Here is a 19,312-nt window from a genome sequence, read left to right as displayed (position 1 = left end):
GGTCTTGTTTTTTGTCATTATTACTTCCCCTTTTTATCAGGTTTTATTTAACTGCATGCTCGTATCACTATCTCTGTGGGAACTGCCTCTGGATTCCGGCATACCCTTACTCTACGGACCAGACAAAAGCTCGTCTGTTGTTCTAATGCTCCTTTTTCCGTTGGAACGAGTACCATCAAACGGGCAGGCGTAATACATAGGACTTTTAAGTCTTTAGATTTAGAGTAATAATATTCGATGATAAAAAGGGGTATTTCAGCTCTATCCCGTTTTCATGAGCAATTTAAAATCAGACTGGACTTACCTCTGACCCTGCCCCCGTTTCAGTACCGCTCATTGCCGGAAAAATCCGGCTCTAATTTCGGTTCCAGGTGACCTGAAACAGCGTATTTTCGGGCGTAGTCATAGGGTGTGGACCACCCCAGTGCGGAGTGGGGTCTGACTTGGTTATAGAATGTCCGCCACGCTTCAGTTTTCTCCCGGGCATCAGCCAGTGACAAGAACCGGTTTTCGTTCAAGCACTCCTGCCGGAGTCGACCATTGAAGGATTCCACAGTCGCATTGTCGGTGGGCGGTCCATGACCTAGACAGCGAACTCGGAGCCGTTGTCCGCTTTCAGTAGTTTCGGGTTACCTCGAAATCGAGCGATCCGTGTCAGTGCTTCTTTGACGTCTTCGCTTTTCAGGCTTTGCCCTCGGATGATGCCAAGGCACTCCCTAGTGAATAGGTCAATGTTGGTCAGCAACCGTAGCCGGCGGCCGTCAAAAAGGGCATCAGATACGAAACCCATGCCGCAGGTGTGATTGGGGAACTCGCCCTGAGTTACGGGCTATCGATTCTTCGCAGCCTTGTTCTGTCTGGGGCGTTTCAGGCGCAGAAACAGACCCTGCTCACGGTACAATCGGTACACCCCTTTGGCCTGTCCTGCCATCCTTCGCGTTGCGACAACACGTGGACACGACGGCAGCCATAGTGCATTTGCACCGGGGTTATCTCCCGGATCCGTATCGATAGCGCAGAGGCGCCACGAGCCACCAATTTGTAGTGGTAGGAGGCTCTGGAGAGTCCCAGGACCGCACAAGCCTGCCGCTGGCTGGCCGCAAATCGCTTCTGGAGATCATCGACCAGCTGATGCTTGCGAGGTGATCTCAGATCTTTTTTGACAGCAAATACTGAAGTATGGCCTTATCCAGACTCAGATCCGCCACCACCCGTTTCAGGCGCTAGTTTTCCTCTTCCAGCTACTTCAGGCGTCTCAGTTCAGAAGGCCCCAGTCCGCGGATTTTCTTGCGCCAGGCATATAACGTGGCGTCGGAAATGTCCATTTTCCGGCACACTTCCGGCACCGGCGGGCCCAGCTCGGCCTGTTTCAGGGCAAGGACAATCTGCTCTTCGGTATAAGGGATCGCTTCATGACATGATCTCCTTTCTCAGGCTTTATCATGCAGGATTTCCCAGCTTTAAACGGTTAAGAATTCTGGGTCAGGGTCAGTGATGAACATTACTAAGCCGAAAACGGTTAAGCCAGAGGAGAGCAGTCCAGCTACTTTAGACCGCCGTGAGTGAACATCAGACCTATGTTTTTTTTGACATTTTAGTCTACAAAACTCTTCATCAATACACCTCTCTGTATGGTTTGAGCAGAAAAGTGCGTCGTCTTGGCTCTTTGAAAAACTGATGTGGAATCCGCTCGGTTATACGCAAAGTGGGTTCACTTTGCGTATAACGCCAAAGCTGGCCGGCTGCACTGACGTGAAACGTAGTTGCAGTCCTTGAGCACCTGCCGGGCCCGACGATCATTGAGTTTGAGCCAAGAACTCATTGATTTTCGCCATCCAGGCCAAGACGTCACCATCGGCGTCAATTGCATCCAGACGTGCTTTGGTCATGCGCGCCGCCCCGGCACTACACAGAAATTCTTTTACGCGGCTCTCGCCCCACTTATTTCCCTGGTGCGCCACCGCATTCAGCTCATTCTTAACAATGTTTGGGACGTCGTTGAAGTCTTCCGGTTGCTGCCCAATCCGGAGGTCAATACCAGCATCAGCAATCGCCTCGTTTATTGCATCCACGTGTAAATAATTTTCTATTTCCAGTTTATTTGTCGAAGTGGCAAAACAATTTGGACGAGCATTTACTTCATCGATGTATCGCTGGTACTTCGGAAGTTCTGGGGGCTGCGTATCTCTGTCATACAGATGAAACTCAGGCCTATTAAGGTTTGCCAGGCGGTTGCACCAAAGCGCAAGACCGGAACCGCCGAATGGCGTAAAAATAATCTCGCCTTCGACCTCTAAGCGCTCCAAGTCAGGTACATCTTCGCCAGCCTCAATCAATATACGAGAGATGTTTTTCAAAAAAGGAATATCTGTCTTTCCTTCGACTCCGATAAACACTTTCACCGTGTGGTCCGGAAGTACTCCAAGGCTTGATGCGATTAGAGCGTTTGTTTCTTCCGTACCACCAACAGCGATTTCTTTGTCGCCGTTCTCGCGCTCTGTCACGAAACGTAAGGAGTCAGTGGGAACAACCCTGGCAAGCATTGGAGTATGCGTTGTGATGATGACTTGGTCAGTACTTGCCAGCTCCGTAAGAGCCGAAACGAGTAGCCTCTGGTTGCGAGGATGCTGACTTGTCTCAGGCTCTTCAATGGCCATGATCACACTCGCCTTGCTCTGTTCTGCAATTGCCTTCTGGGCCTTGGCTCGGAAGAAGTTCAACAGGATAAGTCGCCGGACTCCGCTACCACGTTTGTTTATAGGGATATTGTCATCGCCCGTGATACTGGCCTTGAAGAGGCTGCTCCAGTTGGGCTTCGTGAAAGATGGCGTTAGTGTAGAAGCTAGCGTAGGGTCCATTTCCTTGAGCTTTGCCAGAGTGAGATCAGCAATCTTCTTGACCTCCTGTTGAATATGCTCCGTAATCAAATTGAGTTCTGCCTCTTTTGACTTAAGAGCCTCTTTGATGGCCGATTTCAACGGGTCCTGAGCTTCTGGGTCCTGATCTGTGCTTGATCTATCAGATTTGAAAAGGGCGAATGCGGGGAGAGCCGCCTGAATTCCTTTCCATATGTTACTCCCGTTCCCTTCCATCAATGACACCGAAACAGGGGCAAGGCCTAGCTCTTTCACCGAACCTCGCAAAACTTCACGGAGTTGCGCATTCACTTTTTTGTCGATGTTGCTTGTATCAGCACGGAGTTCCTGCGCCAGCTGTTTCAGATCGATATTGTTGAGAGCTGTCAGAGTAGCCACGTGCATGTCTGTTGGGTGATATGCGTTTACATATAACGAGCTCAGCTTTGGCTTTTCGAGTTCACCATTGAAGGTCTTTTGTATTTCCAGCATTCCTTGCTGGTTAGTCAAATATTCTGCCTCAAAAGACGTCTTAGCTGTCTGATCGAGTACTACGGTCTCAGGCAAATCAGAGAAAATGCATGTGATCGTTAGATCTTTTGGATTGCCGAATTTGCAAGCATCATCTTTATCCGGCGCCCCGTCGTTTAGAAATATATCTAGTGCGTCCAGAATGGTGGACTTGCCGGCATCGTTTCTTCCGACCAAGGTGGTTAAATCGTCAAAGGTGATCGAAATCTCATCCTTGTAGCCACGGAAATTTCTGATGCGGACTTCCTTGAGCTTCATTGCATTCCCTCTCTAGAAACCAAATACGACCCTAACCACTGAGTCACAGATCGATAATTATAGGTGGATTGACTGGCTGGCTTGTATCGCGAATCGCATGTGCTTGCGTTCGCAAACATAACCCATCTGATTCGCCTACCGCAAAACCCTAAGACTCATTATGCCCACAGGTATGCGCCTTGAGGTGAGGCAGCTGATTGATCCTCTGTGCCAGGCCGTGGCATCCGATGTGAATTCGTTCTTGGGGAATGTAATCGAAGATGCGTATTGCTGGACCATGACTTATCAGAACATCGGTATCATCCGGCACCTGTCTAACCTCCATTCTAGCTTTTCCTCTCGGGCATTGAATGCCATGAGCCTATGGATCGGCTGCCATTAGGAGACCATACAAGTTTATTCCTTCGACTGAAAATCACGCAGTGCAGGGCCAGAGGTACTGATAAGCACCGGGAAGTAACAGCCTCTAGCCAATCCTGACGGCTTTCAAGCTTTAAGCCCTGTTAGTCCTTGATCTTTGGACTGAGCGAAATCTGAGGTTATGGTGAACCGGTTTTTCGGGGGAGAGGGAGCCAGGCCTCTCCCTGGCGCGTCACACCACTGGGCAGGTGTCGCGCTTGCCTGGCATCCCTGCCGGCACTGAGCCCCGATCCTCCTGATCAATTGACTCCCAACCAGTATCTGCGACTTGGACCCCCGGCGAAAGCCGATATCACTGCAAAACGATTGGGATATCTCCTACAGCGAGACATGCGAGGCCGTGCCCGATACGATGGCCGCCAAATTACGCTTTTTGTATTTAAGGAGAAGTAGTTGCGGTATCTCCCGTCTTCCTTACTGGCGCTCATAATCGTCATTGGGTTTGCACCCGTTGCAGCTGAGACAATCAAAAAGACGTCTTCAGGCATTTGTCACCCACCTGAAAGCTCATATTACGATCGCACCGAAAATTTCCTAGCCTTTGACTCACTCGAGAAATGCGTAGCCAGTGGCGGTCGCCTACCCAAGCAGTTGGCCTCTAACAACGCACCCAAACTGAACAAACATGGGACCAATTCATACAGACGATCGGCCTTCGGTCATGGCTGGGACGATGCCGATGGCGACTGCCAGAACAGCCGCGCTGAGGCGTTGATCGCAAGTTCCGGTACGCCAGTGCGTTTCGCGAGCGATAATCGTTGCCGGGTCGCTGCTGGTCGTTGGATCAGCCCCTTTACAGGCAACGTGATCCAGAATAGCCAGGGTATCGACATTGATCATGTTGTACCCCTCAAATGGGCATGGGATCGTGGCGCTGACGAATGGTCCTTGGCGAAGCGGGAGAGTTTTGCTAATGACCCGATCAACCTTTGGCCGGTCGAGTTGGCCTTGAATAGAAGCAAAGGTGCAAGGCCGCCGAACGAGTGGCTACCCCCCGCTGGCCAATGCGGCTATGTCGCACGCTTTGTGCGGATCGTTAAAGGTTACGACTTGAAGCCCTCTTCGTATGAGTCCTATTGGTTACGGTCATTTTTAGATGCCTGTCGCGGATGACCAGTTGCGCCATAACGGCTGGAGCGGGCTTGAGATGGACTTAAGTGCTAAAGGGAAGTGTCATTGCCCTATCGTACCCTGCGTAAAGTAAGCTGGCTGAGCCCGTATACGGTGGCGTTTTAAAGTTATGGCAATCGACCAAGGCAACACTTGGGGTCGAAGATTACGAAAGCCGCGAATTCATTGTCGAGCCTTTCTGAAAGGGTCAGAAAATGAGGGTCGAATAGAGAAAGCTTGTTAAAAAGAGCTAAACCCACACTGAGATATAGCTGGAGATGGCGCGATTCTGTGCACACCCGATCATCCGCTCGACAGCTGCCCCTCGGAATACGCAATAGGTTTGTCGAGGTTAATTGCCTCAAAATGGCGTTGGTGTGATGCTTTGATCTTTCCAACCTGCCAAGGATTCTATTGGTGACGCAATAAGGAACCTCGCACTACGCACGCAGATATGACTTCATAACGAGGTATATGCAGCAATGAGCCAATTCCCCGGGGAAACAACAATCGAGCAGCATCGTGCCGGCCTGAGGGCGGCCATACGAATTTTGAAGGCGTGGGGTTTTGAGCGCCCCGATCAAGCCCGTATTTTAAACATTGATCACGCGCTAATCGACGCCCCTGAAACCCTCGAAAGAACGGATCAAACTCAATTGAAGAAGATTTCCTACCTACTCAACATTCACGCCTCCCTAAAAGAACTCTTCCAGAACCCGGAAAACCACAGCGGTTTTATGATGTCTGTCAATCAAAACCCGCCCTTCTACGGACAGAGACCGTTAGATTTCGTTTATACCGGCGAAGTCGATGCCATCAAGGAAGTGTTCGAAAGCCTGGAGTTATTGAAGTATGGACAATGACAAAGAACGATTTATTCGTTCCGTAGCCGAAGAGCTGGGTGTCGCTGGTGACAAGTTAGTTGAAATCGCTTCTTCAAACCGCTTTGCCGGTGAAGATGTCGCGCAGCTCTTCGAAAGACTCCGGCATAGCATGGTCGCAGCTATTGGTCACGACCCGGAAAATCTCGCTCATTGGCTGCAAACACCGAACGCTGCGCTGAATGGGAGACCGATTGATCAATTGAACAATGCCCAAGGTTTTCAACGAGTCATCGAATATCTTGATATCGCTTCCTTCAAATGGCGGTGAGTTACGAGGGCTGTCTCACAAATACGAGAGCTCAAGAGTCTAGCAGGCCGACTACTTCGATTTCTCGGAGATAGTCTTAGAGCACCTCAGAGCGAGCCAGCATCGCCGCCTTTGGCCTAGGGATAGGGGCAATCGGGACTTCCCCATTCCAGCCCAACCGGGCCTCCAAAAGCACCCTGAAGCTTCCGGTACTTGAGCCATCTGATCGCTATTTCGTCCAGCACCTCAGAGGGGATCCCAATGGTCAGGCTCTCAATGATCTGATCGTTGAAGGTTTCTTTGGAAAACTCATAAGACGAAGGTTTTTCGAGGTTGAGGAATACTGACCGACGCTCCGAGGACAGAAGCTCTTCTTTGTACAGATGGAATGTATCACCTGCGGCGATTGACGCTTTCGTACTCACTTGTGATCTCCCAGTTCTCGATGATTGCTGAACCTGATAGCTTCCTCAGGGCTAGAACTAGATTAGTGCGGTCTAATAGTTTTATCGCCGAGCAAAGTGCCTCAGATCATACGGTGGTTGCCCATGCAACGCTTCTTGGAAACGCCAGCTAACGCCATGGTTGACTGAATTCTCGTCGATAACGACCACCAACCTCTACTTTTCTATCTCCATAGCGGTTAAAAAATATCACCGACAGCATTTTTAGTTGCAAGCAAGTTAACTTGGACGAGAACCTGCGTAGACCATACCCGTGGTGAATTTCTCCTTCTATATATGAGCAGCAGCACTTGGTGAAGATCGCTGTGACTATGCATGAACGCCTTCTGGATAAAAATACAGATCTATGGTGCAAAGCTGAGTCTATATATGAGCAGATATCGCCCAGTCTTTTTCCCAGAGACACCGTTGAAAAGGTGTGGTGATTTTCTGAGGCTATGCTTGGGCAGACTGAACTCCAAATTTTTCATTGACTTACTGACTTTCATCTAATCCCTTCGTCCGCTCATGCGGCCGGCTCCTGCGAATTAAGGTTGGTGGGATCGCTGAGTAGCACTTACTCCTCTTACACAACTTTTGAGTAGCGGTTTGTTCTGCTTACACCACGACAATGCCCGTAAACAGGGGGAACTTCGGGATAACGGGTTAACAAAGCACTCTGCTTACACCATTTTGGGAAACGGAAGGGCTTTTGCTTACACCATTGGGGTAAGAGCCAGCTTTCGTGCTGCTTACACCATATTTGGAGCCGCTATTGTGATGCTTACACCATGCAAATTTAAGATTTGGGAGGCCTGCCTTGATGACCGATAAGGATAATATATGCTTAATCAGGTGATGGTCGCCTAGACCCTAACCTTAGGAGAAAGCGAGGCTTCAATGCTCTATAAAAAGCGTAAAATGTAAGCGTTAAACAAAAAATCCAAGTCATTTCAGGATATCCCGTGCGACTAACTGGTATTGAGCCAACACCGTTTCATTCGCTGCCCTACTGGACGAGCGGGCCCGGCAAAACCCCTTATCAAAGAGGGCTGCCGTTTTTCCATGCTAAAGCTGAAGGACTCCCAGACGGCATTGAGTCTCTGGTTCTGTTGTCAGACCTGCAAGGAAGGGAATACTTGTCTGTTAATTTAGAAGGCACTGAACGCTTACTCGGCGAAGCGGTTGCGGAGGAGCTCTCGCTGCTTAAGGGCCTCGGTGAAATACCCGGCATCAGCGCGATACTGATATGCGGTGATCTATACGATTACCCGGACTGCCGTAAACCTGGGGGAACTGGCCCTGTTGAAACTGTACTTCTATCGCTTTCAGAGGTCTCTGAAGAAGTGATCGCCGTTCTGGGGAACCACGACACGTTGGACTCTCAAACTCAACTACCCTCCAAAATCAGTGTTTTGGACGGAAAGGTCATTACAACTAACTTTGGTCTGCGGATTGGTGGTCTCGGTGGAATCATTGGGGATCCTAAACGCCACAATCGTCGTGATGAGGACACCTTTCTCCGTCACATGAAACTGTGTACCCAAAAGCGTCCCCATATTCTTATGCTGCATCAGGGCCCCGAGGACAAGGAAAGAGGCCGGGAGGGCAATCCCGCAATTACTCAATCGTTGGAAAAGAGCTTTTCAGGCCTCACTTTATTCGGTCACACGCACTGGCCTGATTGCCCATTAATCTGGATCGGGGATGGCCAAGCACTGAATCTAGACGCGAGAGTAGTAGTAATTGTCCCGAGCAATCATTGATGCTGAACTTGGTTGGCCATTTCGTGTTTATGAGGCATCCGAGTGTCAACTTCTCGTGACTTAATCGCAAGCCTTTTACAGCTTCGCGTTTATCCGGAATGTGACCTTCTGCTTTCCTGCCAATTCACGTCATTTGATTGAGAAGCGTTGACAGCAGTGTTTTTTTGCTTGAAAGCCTTAAGTGGTGCGTCAACCACTTTACGGAAGACCGAGAGGGAACCAATGATTTGAACTTCTACCTTATCAAAAGAGAGGGCTGTGTATACCCTAATTCGATCCATAACTCTCCCTGCTTTCAGTAGAACGATTACACGCCGGAACTGGTCGCCTTGAGCTTTATGCAGGGTCATCGCGTAGCCAAGTTCCAGCGCATCCAGTGACCCACCTGCGGTTTCGACAGAATCCCCTGTGTCCAGCTCTACGATACCCAAAACGTCACCTTTTTGCTTAACTCTTACCAGCTTCCCGTGCGACCCGTTTCGCACACCGGCCCCGGGATTGTTTTGGGTAAACAAGATCTGACTGTTCAATCGCAGTTTTAGGTAATATTCTTCGCCTTACAATTTGAAACTCATAACCGGTGAGTCGCCGTTGTAAGCGAGCCCAAAGCTGGCGAGCTTTAGACTCTCCGATCCCCGCGAACGCTTTGTCCTTACCAACAAAGGTGATGAAGCTTTCGAGAGTCGCCAGTCTCAGGCATGTGAAGCTAGAACACTTCCTGCCGGTCATAGGCGCGTTCGTTGGTCTTGTAATGGCCATCATCCGTTTTTTTGACCGTCTTATTACCATGCACCTTCCAAAGCTGCCCGGAAGCTAGGTTTACCGGAAGAAACTGGGTTTCCGCAATCACTGAAACGAAATAGGTTGCCGACTTCACCCCGTGGTATTGGTTGACCAGCACTTCCCGAATCACTGTTGTGAAGCTGTGCCGGAATGGCACACTGGCGACCCGAATCTTTTCTTCGCAAGGGTTCAGTTCGTCGCACATTGCGTAAATACCGCTAAACCATCAGTGATTGCTTCGACTGTTTCCTTGCTTGGTGAGAGCCTGGATCGAAGCGCCTCGTTTTCTCTATCAAGCTCTCCGATTCGCACCCTCAGGTCATGATTGTCGGACTCCAGGTGTGCGACTCGTTGAAAGTCCATGGAGGCACGTCGTGCCTTCTTGTCATAGAGCGTTGGCCCCAACTGGGCCTTTTCACCTTCTTCGGTGAGTGGAGGCACCCCCCGATCCCTTGTGTCGCTCTCGAGATTGCTTAGGGCAGATGCCACCCCGGGATTTTTCTTGATCATACCCCCCCTCAAAAGGCCCTCTAAACCACAAAACGACCAAATCCGACCGAGTTGACGTGCCCAAACCAATAACGGCCTTGCAGAGCCTTTCCGAAGGCTCAGACGGAAAAGGGATACTTAATATGCTCGTGATGTTGGTAGCCGGTTACCTCAAAGTCATCCACGGCCACCCAGGTCTCAATGTCTTCGAGAGTCCTGATGTTCGGGTTGATATAGAACTTGGGTGATGGGTAGGGCTCTCGTTTAAGCTGGACATCCCGCATCAGATCCACCTGATCTTCGTAAATGTGGGCGTTCACGATCTTGTGATAAACCTTACCGGGCTTATGGCCGGTGATCTGAGCCATCATCGCAAGCAGGGCCGCACACTGAGGCGCATTAAACGAAATTCCGAGCGGCCAGTCTGCCGATCGCTGAGTGCTCGTTAAGAACAGCGTATCTCCGAGCAGGGAGAAATTGTGCGTGTGCATACAGGGACGAAGGCATCCCAAATGGAACTCACCGGGATTGTAGAAGGTGACGATTTCACCGCGGTCATCAATGCCTTTGGATAGGTTGTTAACCACCTTTCGAAGTTGATCAATGGTTTCCCCGTCCGGCCGCTTCCAGCGCCGGCCTTGCACGCCATAAACCCTGCCCATATCGTCCTCGCCCTTGCGAGCAGGATTATTCAGCCAGGCTTCATTCTGATTGGCATTGGCGTTCCATGTGTTGCACCCTATAGCTCGAAACTGAGCCGCGCTATCGTAACCTCGGAGGTAACCCAGCAGCTCTGCTATCGCCCCCTTCCAGAAGGCCTTTCGCGTCGTTACAAGCGGGAAATCGTTGTTGCTGATATCGTACTCCATGTCAGCATTTATGATCGTCAGGCATCGCTTTCCTGTCCGCTCATTGGTGACCCAGATGCCCTCATCAAGGATCCGCTGGGCTATCTCAAGATATTGCTTCATTTGTCCTCCACCGTAATCGTGTTGAGAAGGTCGCAAACGCGCCCGTACTCTTGCTCAAGCTCACGAACTCGCCCTTTCAGGGCTTCCACTTCTTGCTTGTAACTTTCCCGAGTTTTAGAGAGATACTTGACGTTTTCATTAGCACTCTCGTAGAACGCTTTGACCTCGTTGTATTGATTAAACCAATGCAAAGTTTCAAGTCGGGCCATTTCCAATTTCGATGTCAGAACATCCAGAGGATTTGGCATATCTGTCTTGTCGGTTTTCCGTTCTCGTTCAGCCTTTCGTTCAGCCTTAATCGCCTTGAGTCTCTCAGCCGGCCACTCTCGGTTCCTGATGGTATTTCGATGTACTTTTGCTCTTTTCGCCAATTCAGTAATCGTCGCTTTGACTTTCGAATCGGACGCAATTTCCAGAAGAGCCTCGTTGATCCGCTCAGTGACATCCTCAAAGTCTTCCTGGTTCCGCTGATCGAATGGTAATTCGGTCATTCAAAATGCCCCTAAAGACTGTAAAACCATTCGAGCTTCATTGGCTGCCTCCCGAGCGTGTTCTGTGGACACATCTTCACTTCCACTTTCAACAACTCTCATATTCTCGACATACACCTCACGCCACTTCGGAATGTGGGCCTCCGTGACGACAGCATTTGAGCATCGAACGGGATTGCATCTAAGCCCGCCAATACAAGGAAGGCTTTCATCGAAATCTTCGGTTTTACCCCCGTAACACATCCCAGTCCCAACGTTTGCGATTGCCATACCTTGCTCTGCCATAGCCTCAAAGATCTCTTCTTTAGTGAAGCCAGATGCCTGGTAGCCCTCAAAAACTCTTATCATTCTATTTTTGTGGTCTTCACCATTTACTCCTGCATAGGCTGCATCCGGATCGAAAGCGGCTCGCACAGCATCAACTTCTGCCTTATGGCGGAGATTTCTCGCTCTCCCGGATCCACTCAGCTGCTCGCCGATCTCACCGTAGCTCAGGGTGTTTACGGAAAAGCCTTTATTCGATGCTGTACTAAACGCACCCACGAGATTGCCGAAATGCTTGAGCTGGTGACTGATAAACGGAAGCCCTAAGTCGGCCCTGAAAAGCTGGTATGCAAGGGTGTGTCGCAGGAGATAGGGGTAGACCTCAATCTCTTCATAGTCCTCGGGAACAATTTGCTGAAAATGCAGCTTGAGCGGGGTTTTCAGCCCGTTTGCAGAGTAATGAGATGGCTCGCCACCGAAAGCTGTTGTCCCGTCTTTTGAAAGCAGATAGGGATTTACTCTGATGCGTGAAATGACCTTCGCTGCGTTAAGGGCATCAACCATTGCGGGAATGCAAACCCATTTATCGTCGAACAGCGATCGCTCAAATTCCTGGTGTTTTTTTACATGCGACACAATGCAAGGAACGCCGAAGGACTCTTCAAGAGGCTTGTCCAATCTAATTTCGAATAGCTCTGATGGACGCATCCCTGTGTATTGAGCAATGATATAGAGCGCTGATCGATAGACCAGAGCCAGATAGTCTTGAACAAGAGCGGATCCATTTCTAGCGTCAAAACGCTGGTTTAAAGCCCCGCGCATCGAGGCAACTTGCTGACCTTTCGTCAACAAGTTTGAAACATCGTTTAGATACTTAAGTGCTTCATCGTAGGGATAGCCTCGGCCTAGCAACCTATTCATTGTGTAGGTATCTATGACACCCCAATCAACATCTAGCAACCCCAGATCTTCAACTTCGAACGGAAAATTTCGCCTCATCTTTAGTGCAGTTTTGTCCGTAACTTCGACTCCAAGCTTTGTTAGAAAATCAGTTATAACATACCCCGAAATTGCAGATACTTTCTCAAAGACCTCACCTGGTAAAACCTTATCGCGGTCTCGCTTCGTAGACTCAGAAACTACTGCTTTTGTTTGGGCTAACCGAGGGAGAGCGAGCTTTTTGGCAAATACATATTCGCGAATACGCTTAGCATGAAAAAAACCAAAAGCTCGCTCAATCAGAGTTGCAGTTTGGCTTGTGATCTCAAAACCCTCGGAATACTCAACGAAGTGGGTCCTTTTCAGGTCCTGCAACGATTGGAAGTTATCGCTCACGACATCAGCACCAAAAGCATCAATCAAAGAAGAAAAGATGTGATCAAAATACCTAAGGGTAGCCTTGAACATGCTCGTGAGGGACTGAATTTTGAACAATGTGTTCTTTTTCTCAATCCTTTGGAGTTCAGAGCGTGGGAGTAGAGAGACCATCAAAATAACCATTTTTAACTCAAAAATGATGGGCTCAGGAATGTTTGGGTAATCATCAAAATTGAACTTAAACCTATCCTTTGATATTGATTTTGCAGACTTTTCTTGGGCTTCCTCGAAATGCCAAACTTTGTCTGAAAAAATTGAGGAACCAGATACTTTCAGATTCAATATTTCAAGTAGAGCCTTGACCTCTTTCGATTCCGAAGCACTGTTAGCCTTCTGTCCTTTCAGACTCAGTATGAGGAGCGCAGAGGATATTTGGCGGTACTGCCTTAAACTCTCAAATACATTCCCAATATTCATACAGCCGCCCCATCTATCATCACCGCAGAATCAATGTACCTGGAGAGCCGTTCGGCCTTTTCCAATTCGCTTTTCTGGAACTCCGATTCGTCTCCCAAAATCAGTTCTAGGATTTCAATATTCTCACGAATGACTGAGCCGTACGGCGTTGCTGCAACGCTTCCGTTTTTCCAAGCGACTCGGTAGTCGCGCAGCAAGGCAAAAAGATCTGGAAGGTGGGAAGTAGTGATTATCACATTTTCGCAACTCAAGCACTTATTGAAGTTAGAACATGCACCACCATCATAACTAGCTGAACTTTTTATGAAATCTGGCGGATTAAAGATATTCGCACACCCTCCCAAAGGAGTCTTAAAAATAACCTCCCCATGATCCTTTTCCTTCTCAGGCAGTTTATCCTTCTCCTGAGGAACCCAGGCGTTGTTATAAATTATCTCCAGCTTTTCGAGAATCATTTGGCGAGATTGTTTATTGAAATCCATTCGATCCAAATAGCTAAGGGTAGTTTTTATCGAAGAGTGCCCCATCATTAACTGAATTTCGCGCACAGACACTCCTGCCTCAATCATCTCGCTGACCATAGAGGCTCGGAAGCGCGTAGCAACAATTGAAACCATCTCGCCCGTATCAGAGTCTGTGAGCTCATTGATATATCTCGTTTCGAAAATATTTCGATACTTGTCGTAGCCAGAGGAGTAGAAACGAAGCACCGTGCCAAGGGCCTGTGGCGGTTTTGCTTCGGCTATAAACAATAGGTTTTTGTTCTCGTGATCTTCAGGGAGGCTGTCTCTGAGATTTTTTGTAAGAGCTTTTACTCTTTCAATAATTTCAGAAATCTTGGATGCTTGAGACGCTGAGAGCCACGTTATCTCAGAGCGAAAGATATCAAGGTGCATTTCCTTCGCTCCACTGCTTCGTTCTTTCCAATAACGCAAGCATGGCTTCAGTGTCGCCGGATGCTTTGGCTCGAATGAATCGACCTCTAAGTCCAAAGCGGACATGGGGTTCATGCCTGTGACTTGGACCAGACGCATGTAAAAAGCAAAAATGTCCTCTCGGTAAGGATTCCTTGGAACACCCCAGCAGTCGTAGAGCTGCGACAAAGTCATTTGCTCATCAGAATAACGCCACCGGTATTGCTCAAAGCCTGATCGGAAAAGCTTCTCGTTTGATTGGGCCTCACTCCCTATAAGTTCACTTAGACGGAATGGCTTACTCCCAAGTTTGTGATCGAAAAACCAACGCAAGTTTTCTTTCGTACAAAGGCTTCCGTCGATCTGGAGTCCACTTTTCGTTTCAACCACAAAGGTTTGACCACTCTGTGTAGGTTCGTAAACGCTAGAATATTGCTCCCATACTCGCCGCATATCTTTTTCCAAGACACCGGCGATAACTTCGCGTTCCGTTCGAGAGTAAGGCTGGTACTTCTCAGTTGTCCTTCCCATCACCTTAAAGCCAGAAGCTTTTATAAAATCGAAATGTTCCGCCCCGACCAGCTCAGAGAAGCGTTGAAGCGACCTCAGGAGATTCGAAACTTGTGTCGAGCCGTAGGTTGGAGAGATGTCTTTTGCAGCAATTAAATCTTCCAAATAGGCTCGAAACTTCACTGCAAGATAATCACTCAAGACTTCTCGGACAGTTTCAGAACCATCCATACCTTGAGATCTCAGGAAGCTTTCTACGAACTGCGCGGTTGTCCTGTATTGTTCTATTGCTGACAAAGACGATACACCTCGCGCACCAAGTGCGAACAAAAAATAGACCGAATCAAAAGGCTTTTTGCAAAGAGTCTCGAACTCTGAAACTGAAGAGATATCGATGCCATCCCTAGTTTCCTTAAAAGTATTATTTGCTGGCTCAGAACGCGGTTTTCTATTTGAGGCTGTAAATATTTCATCGCAAAGACCAGCCTTTTTGAGCTCATTAACAACTTCCGGCGCAAAAACACTGTGGAAATACTCGTATGAAACCCTTGACGATCGGTTGAAGGCAGACTTTGTGAAAATCGTTGGAAATTCGTACTCAGGAAACTCGTGGATAAATCTCGTAACCTGAATTTTTCTCCCGTGCATTGGAATTCTTTTTAGCAGGGCCGGATTCTTTTTAGCCCTCAATAAAAACAACTTCAGTTTGTTTATATGATTCATATTCTGAGCAGTGGCACCCGGGGTAACCAAGCCCTCAGAGCGCATCATCTCAAGAATTTGATCCAATTCGCCCCGACACATGCTGGGCAATACCCGGACAGCTTGCCTGCGCGAAAGACCAATCTTGACCCCTAAGTCGCCACTGCTAACTATCGGAACCTCGGTATTTCCCCGATCGGTCAACTTCACCTGGTAGAGAATCCCAGGATCTTTGGAGGCTTCTCCTATCCACTCCTGAACAAGCCTTCGGCATAAGTCCTTATTTTTTCGGCTCTTCAATTCCATCACTTCCTGTCTCCCGGCTTGATTCTGAGCTTGGTCTGTTCAACAACCTTTTCCATCTTGTCGATTTTGGTCCTCAGCGCGCCAAGTTCAGAATCTGCTATGGAGTTGTATATGTCGTGGGGAATGCTTGTATAACGCTCAGTGGTCGTAATCGAAGAATGACCAAGCGTCTTCTGGACATTAACCAAGCGATCAAGAAAATCCTCACCAAGATCGGGGTCTTCCAACGTCAAATAAGCTGATGCGTGTCGGAAAAGATGTGCGTGGATCGTTTTCGAAATACGTCCCTTTTTAAGAGCCTTGTCTGAGCGCCGCTCTATCATTTTCGCCAAGGAGTCTTCGTTGTAAGGGTTGCCTTCCGTGTTTAAGAAGGCAGGAAAAGTGTGTCGATTACGATATTTCTGCTGATATCGTTTATACAGTGGAGTCGAGTGGTACGAAGCGATTCTCTTCAAAGTCGCCGTCGTAACTACGGCAAACCGCTCTTTCACCGAGCCCCCCCGGCCCTTTGCGCCACGTATGAGCACGGGCGCATAGCCAGGACGAACAGGCACATCGACTTTCTCTGAATTTACAAAGGCCGAGTTCGTAAATCTTATAGCCTTTTGGACGTCCCCAAAGGTAATTCGCTCTACCTCGCTGATTCTGACACCAGCGTCGTACATAAACTGGAGAAGCAGTCGATCTCTCTCGTAACGACATTCATACATCAGCGCTAGGAGATCAATTAAAGAAGCACTGACAACCTGCTTCTTATGTGGTTGAGCGCTAATGTATTTTTTGGGGAAAGGGCTCTTTTCAAGAACAGAATCTTGCCGTTCATTGTCAGAAAGGAAATCATATAATGATCGCACTGAACTCTCGCGATTTCGGATCGTTGACCGATCCAACAACCCCGAATCCTGCTGTCTGATAATCCAGTCCTCAAGAACCGAGCGATTTACTCGGAGAAGAATTTCATCAGGAGCTAATCCAACGTATTCCGGCCTCTCAATCAAAAATTTGAGGAAATAGATCGTATTTCGCCCGTATGTCTCGGCGGATTTATATGAGATTTCCTGTAAATCAAGAAGCGTAGACAACCAATTGGAAGGATATCTGATAACTTTTTCATCATCATCCAGAACCAGAGCACCTGAGACGGTCTGCGAACCTAGACTCAATCCATCGATCTGGCTCTTGGATAAATTTTGTTTGTTAGCGATGAATATCTGCACAGCTTTCTCCCATCTTAACGGAGATGATAGCTACGCATTGTGCAAAATTCAATTGTCGGAAATAAATAGGAGTAAGACTTGGTGAGCGTTACGCAGCTACCATATATTGTGCATCTTTTTCTTGTTCGTCTAAAAGGAACAGGTCGGCGCTGCGCTGGTAGAGCTGGCAGGAAAGCCTGCCGTCGGCCACGTAGAACTGGAACAGGCAGTGACAGGGCGCCAGGGCCATGCGGCCTTCGCGAACGTTGTCCTGGGGACCAATGGATTCGTCCGGCAGTTCCGCCGGGTTCCAGGCGGAGACAATCAGACGGCGGGAATTGGGCTTGGTGCGGATCTGTTCGATCACTTCGCTGATCTGGTCGACCACCTCACCATTCGGGCACTGCCAGCTACGCCACTGTTTGCCGTAGATGGGTCCGAGGTCACCATTCTCCAGTGCCCACTCGTTCCAGATGGAGACCTTCCGCTCCTGCAGCCAGGTGTTGTCGGTGGAGCCCCGGAGAAACCAGAGCAATTCATAAATAATGCTGCGCAGGTGGACCTTCTTGGTGGTCACCAGGGGAAAGCCTTCCTGCAGGTTGAAACGGATCTGGCGGCCGAACACCGACCGGGTGCCGACACCGGTACGGTCTCCCTTGTCGAATCCGTTATCAACAACGTCTTGCATCAGGTCCAGATAGGCTTTCATCGGGCTTGTCTCCGGTAGGCAATAAACATCAGGGCGGCGCCGGCAACGATCATCGGGAAGGACAGTACCTGCCCCATGGTTAGCCAGTCAAAAGCAAGGTAGCCCAGTTGCGGATCCGGCTGGCGCACGAACTCCACCAGGAACCGGAATACGCCATAGCAGACCAGGAAAAGACCGGAAACCGCCATGGTCGGCCGCTGCCGGGATGAGAACCACCAAAGGATCACGAACAGGGCGACTCCCTCCAGGGCAAACTGGTACAGCTGCGAGGGGTGCCGGGCGAGCGAGTCCGGCGCCGTACGAAATACCATGCCCCAGGCAACATCCGTAGGCTTGCCCCACAGCTCGCCGTTGATGAAGTTTCCGATCCGCCCTGCGCCAAGACCCAGGGGTACCAGCGGCGCTACAAAATCGGCCATGCGCCAGAAACCACTACCCACCTTGCGGCCATACCACCACATGGCAAGCATCACGCCCAGCAAACCGCCATGGAACGACATACCGCCCTCCCACACCCGGAGCAGCCAGAGAGGATCCGCCAGGAAGGCGTCAAAGTTGTAGAACAGGACATAACCGAATCGACCGCCGAGTATCACCCCCAGAGCCAGATAGAACAGCAGGTCCCCCATCTGCTCTTCGTTGATCGGAGACCAGGGCTTGCGGGTACGAATGCGCCCAAGCCACCAGCCGGCCACGAAGCCGAACAGATAGGTCAGACCGTACCAGTGAATCTTGAACGGGCCGATGGCGATGGCCACCGGATCAATCTGGGGATGCTGCAGCATCAACTACCTCTCAGCTCAGTAGAAAACGAAGCCCCACCAGCAGGAGCATGATGGAGAAAGTGCGCTTGAGAATCCGGGCATTCAGCCGATGGGCCAGGTTGGCACCCACCCGGGCAAATAAAACGCTGGTGAGAATGATACCGATCAGGGCCGGCAGATAAATGAATCCGGCACTCAGCTCCGGCAATGCGGGGTTGCTCCATCCGGTCCAGATGTTACCCAGGGCACCGGCGATGGCAATCGGCAGGCCACAGGCCGCCGATGTTCCCACCGCCTGCTGCATCCGCACGTTGCACCAGCTCAGATAGGGAACCGTAAGGGTTCCACCACCGATTCCGAAAATCGCGGAGGCCCAGCCGATGCCGCCGCCGGCAACGCCCAGACCGGCGACGCCGGGGACATCGCGACCGGGTTTGGGGTCGACCTGGAAAAACATCTTGAGACCCACCAGGATCACGAAAATACCGATCACCAGTTCCAGGGCGCGCCCGCTCAACAGGGATGCTGTCCAGGCACCAACCAGAGCCCCGGCCACGATTCCCGCGGTCATGGGTCGGAACAGGTCCCAGCGCACGGCCCCATGCTTGTTATGGGATCGGATAGAGCTGACCGAAGTGAAAACGATGGTTGCCAGCGAGGTACCAACGGCCAGATGGGGAATAATGTCCGGATTGATTCCCTGCAGTCCAAAACTGAACATCAGCACAGGCACAATGATCAGCCCGCCACCAATGCCGAACAGGCCCGCTACGGTGCCCGCCAGGGCTCCAAGGGCAAGATACGATGCAATTACATAAAACAGGGTCATAGTTAGAGGCACACCGGGGAAAACCAAGGCTGGTATGATACACAGCGCAAGAGTCAACTTCATTAACTCCGGGAGC

At 49.8% G+C, this 19,312-nt stretch carries 16 protein-coding genes and 2 pseudogenes; 4 read left to right on the top strand and 14 right to left on the bottom strand.

Annotated elements, in window-relative coordinates:
- Positions 1-323: 323 nt before the first annotated feature.
- The 3 genes and pseudogenes from WA411_RS18675 to WA411_RS18665 form a co-directional block, all read right to left on the bottom strand.
- Positions 324-1,406, bottom strand: a pseudogene (locus WA411_RS18675) (IS3 family transposase).
- A 390-nt stretch (positions 1,407-1,796) separates the two neighbouring features.
- Positions 1,797-3,644, bottom strand: a complete 1,848-nt coding sequence (locus WA411_RS18670) for an ATP-binding protein (RefSeq protein WP_291910375.1) — start codon at positions 3,642-3,644, stop codon at positions 1,797-1,799.
- 1,056 nt (positions 3,645-4,700) lie between these two features.
- Entirely contained in the window at positions 4,701-4,904 is a 204-nt protein-coding gene (locus WA411_RS18665) for a hypothetical protein (protein ID WP_291910384.1), read from the bottom strand.
- On the opposite strand from WA411_RS18665, the gene WA411_RS18660 reads away from it, so the two are divergent.
- From WA411_RS18660 to WA411_RS18650, 3 genes are all read left to right on the top strand, one after another.
- Positions 4,869-5,177: an HNH endonuclease family protein gene (locus WA411_RS18660; protein ID WP_291910382.1), complete on the top strand. Its 309-nt coding sequence runs from the start codon at positions 4,869-4,871 to the stop codon at positions 5,175-5,177. The two genes, WA411_RS18665 and WA411_RS18660, sit on opposite strands and share 36 nt — an antisense overlap.
- A gap of 479 nt (positions 5,178-5,656) precedes the next feature.
- Complete coding sequence (locus WA411_RS18655) at positions 5,657-6,037, top strand: hypothetical protein (RefSeq protein WP_291910373.1); 381 nt, start codon at positions 5,657-5,659, stop codon at positions 6,035-6,037.
- A complete protein-coding gene (locus WA411_RS18650) occupies positions 6,027-6,326 on the top strand; it encodes an antitoxin Xre/MbcA/ParS toxin-binding domain-containing protein (RefSeq protein WP_291910371.1) in 300 nt (99 codons plus the stop codon). The genes WA411_RS18655 and WA411_RS18650 overlap by 11 nt, the downstream gene beginning before the upstream one ends.
- 116 nt (positions 6,327-6,442) lie before the next feature.
- Here WA411_RS18650 and WA411_RS18645 read toward each other — a convergent pair whose 3' ends face one another.
- Entirely contained in the window at positions 6,443-6,730 is a 288-nt protein-coding gene (locus WA411_RS18645; protein ID WP_291910370.1) for a hypothetical protein, read from the bottom strand.
- A gap of 983 nt (positions 6,731-7,713) precedes the next feature.
- On the opposite strand from WA411_RS18645, the gene WA411_RS18640 reads away from it, so the two are divergent.
- Positions 7,714-8,514 carry a metallophosphoesterase family protein gene (locus WA411_RS18640; protein WP_291910368.1) on the top strand — a complete coding sequence of 267 codons (801 nt, stop codon included), beginning with the start codon at positions 7,714-7,716 and terminating at the stop codon, positions 8,512-8,514.
- An 89-nt stretch (positions 8,515-8,603) separates the two neighbouring features.
- Here WA411_RS18640 and WA411_RS18635 read toward each other — a convergent pair whose 3' ends face one another.
- From WA411_RS18635 to WA411_RS18590, 10 genes and pseudogenes are all read right to left on the bottom strand, one after another.
- Complete coding sequence (locus WA411_RS18635) at positions 8,604-8,945, bottom strand: hypothetical protein (protein ID WP_291910366.1); 342 nt, start codon at positions 8,943-8,945, stop codon at positions 8,604-8,606.
- A 275-nt stretch (positions 8,946-9,220) separates the two neighbouring features.
- Positions 9,221-9,502 (bottom strand): hypothetical protein, encoded by a 282-nt coding sequence (locus tag WA411_RS18630; protein ID WP_291910364.1) that lies wholly within the window; start codon positions 9,500-9,502, stop codon positions 9,221-9,223.
- A 403-nt stretch (positions 9,503-9,905) separates the two neighbouring features.
- Entirely contained in the window at positions 9,906-10,757 is an 852-nt protein-coding gene (locus WA411_RS18625) for a thymidylate synthase (RefSeq protein ID WP_291910363.1), read from the bottom strand.
- On the bottom strand, positions 10,754-11,248 hold the full coding sequence (locus WA411_RS18620) for a hypothetical protein (protein WP_291910361.1): 495 nt from the start codon (positions 11,246-11,248) through the stop codon (positions 10,754-10,756). The genes WA411_RS18625 and WA411_RS18620 overlap by 4 nt, the downstream gene beginning before the upstream one ends.
- The gene (locus WA411_RS18615) at positions 11,249-13,306 is read right to left on the bottom strand and encodes a hypothetical protein (RefSeq protein WP_291910359.1); all 2,058 of its coding nucleotides are present in this window, start codon (positions 13,304-13,306) and stop codon (positions 11,249-11,251) included.
- On the bottom strand, positions 13,303-15,741 hold the full coding sequence (locus WA411_RS18610; protein WP_418766820.1) for a site-specific integrase: 2,439 nt from the start codon (positions 15,739-15,741) through the stop codon (positions 13,303-13,305). The genes WA411_RS18615 and WA411_RS18610 overlap by 4 nt, the downstream gene beginning before the upstream one ends.
- A complete protein-coding gene (locus WA411_RS18605; protein WP_291910356.1) occupies positions 15,738-16,955 on the bottom strand; it encodes a tyrosine-type recombinase/integrase in 1,218 nt (405 codons plus the stop codon). The genes WA411_RS18610 and WA411_RS18605 overlap by 4 nt, the downstream gene beginning before the upstream one ends.
- Positions 16,956-17,088: 133 nt before the next feature.
- Positions 17,089-17,643, bottom strand: a pseudogene (gene thyA / locus WA411_RS18600) (thymidylate synthase); the annotation flags it as partial.
- The gene (lgt, locus tag WA411_RS18595; protein WP_291910354.1) at positions 17,640-18,428 is read right to left on the bottom strand and encodes a prolipoprotein diacylglyceryl transferase; all 789 of its coding nucleotides are present in this window, start codon (positions 18,426-18,428) and stop codon (positions 17,640-17,642) included. The pseudogene thyA and the gene lgt, both read right to left, overlap by 4 nt.
- Positions 18,429-18,438: 10 nt before the next feature.
- A complete protein-coding gene (locus tag WA411_RS18590; protein ID WP_291910353.1) occupies positions 18,439-19,236 on the bottom strand; it encodes a sulfite exporter TauE/SafE family protein in 798 nt (265 codons plus the stop codon).
- Between the last annotated feature and the right edge of the window lie 76 nt (positions 19,237-19,312).

Source organism: Marinobacter sp. CH_CUG1437-1 (assembly GCF_037029655.1).
Taxonomy (GTDB): Bacteria; Pseudomonadota; Gammaproteobacteria; order Pseudomonadales; family Oleiphilaceae; genus Marinobacter; species Marinobacter salsuginis.
The sequence above is the reverse complement of the archived record's forward strand: the minus strand, read 5'-3'. Positions and strand labels throughout refer to the sequence as shown.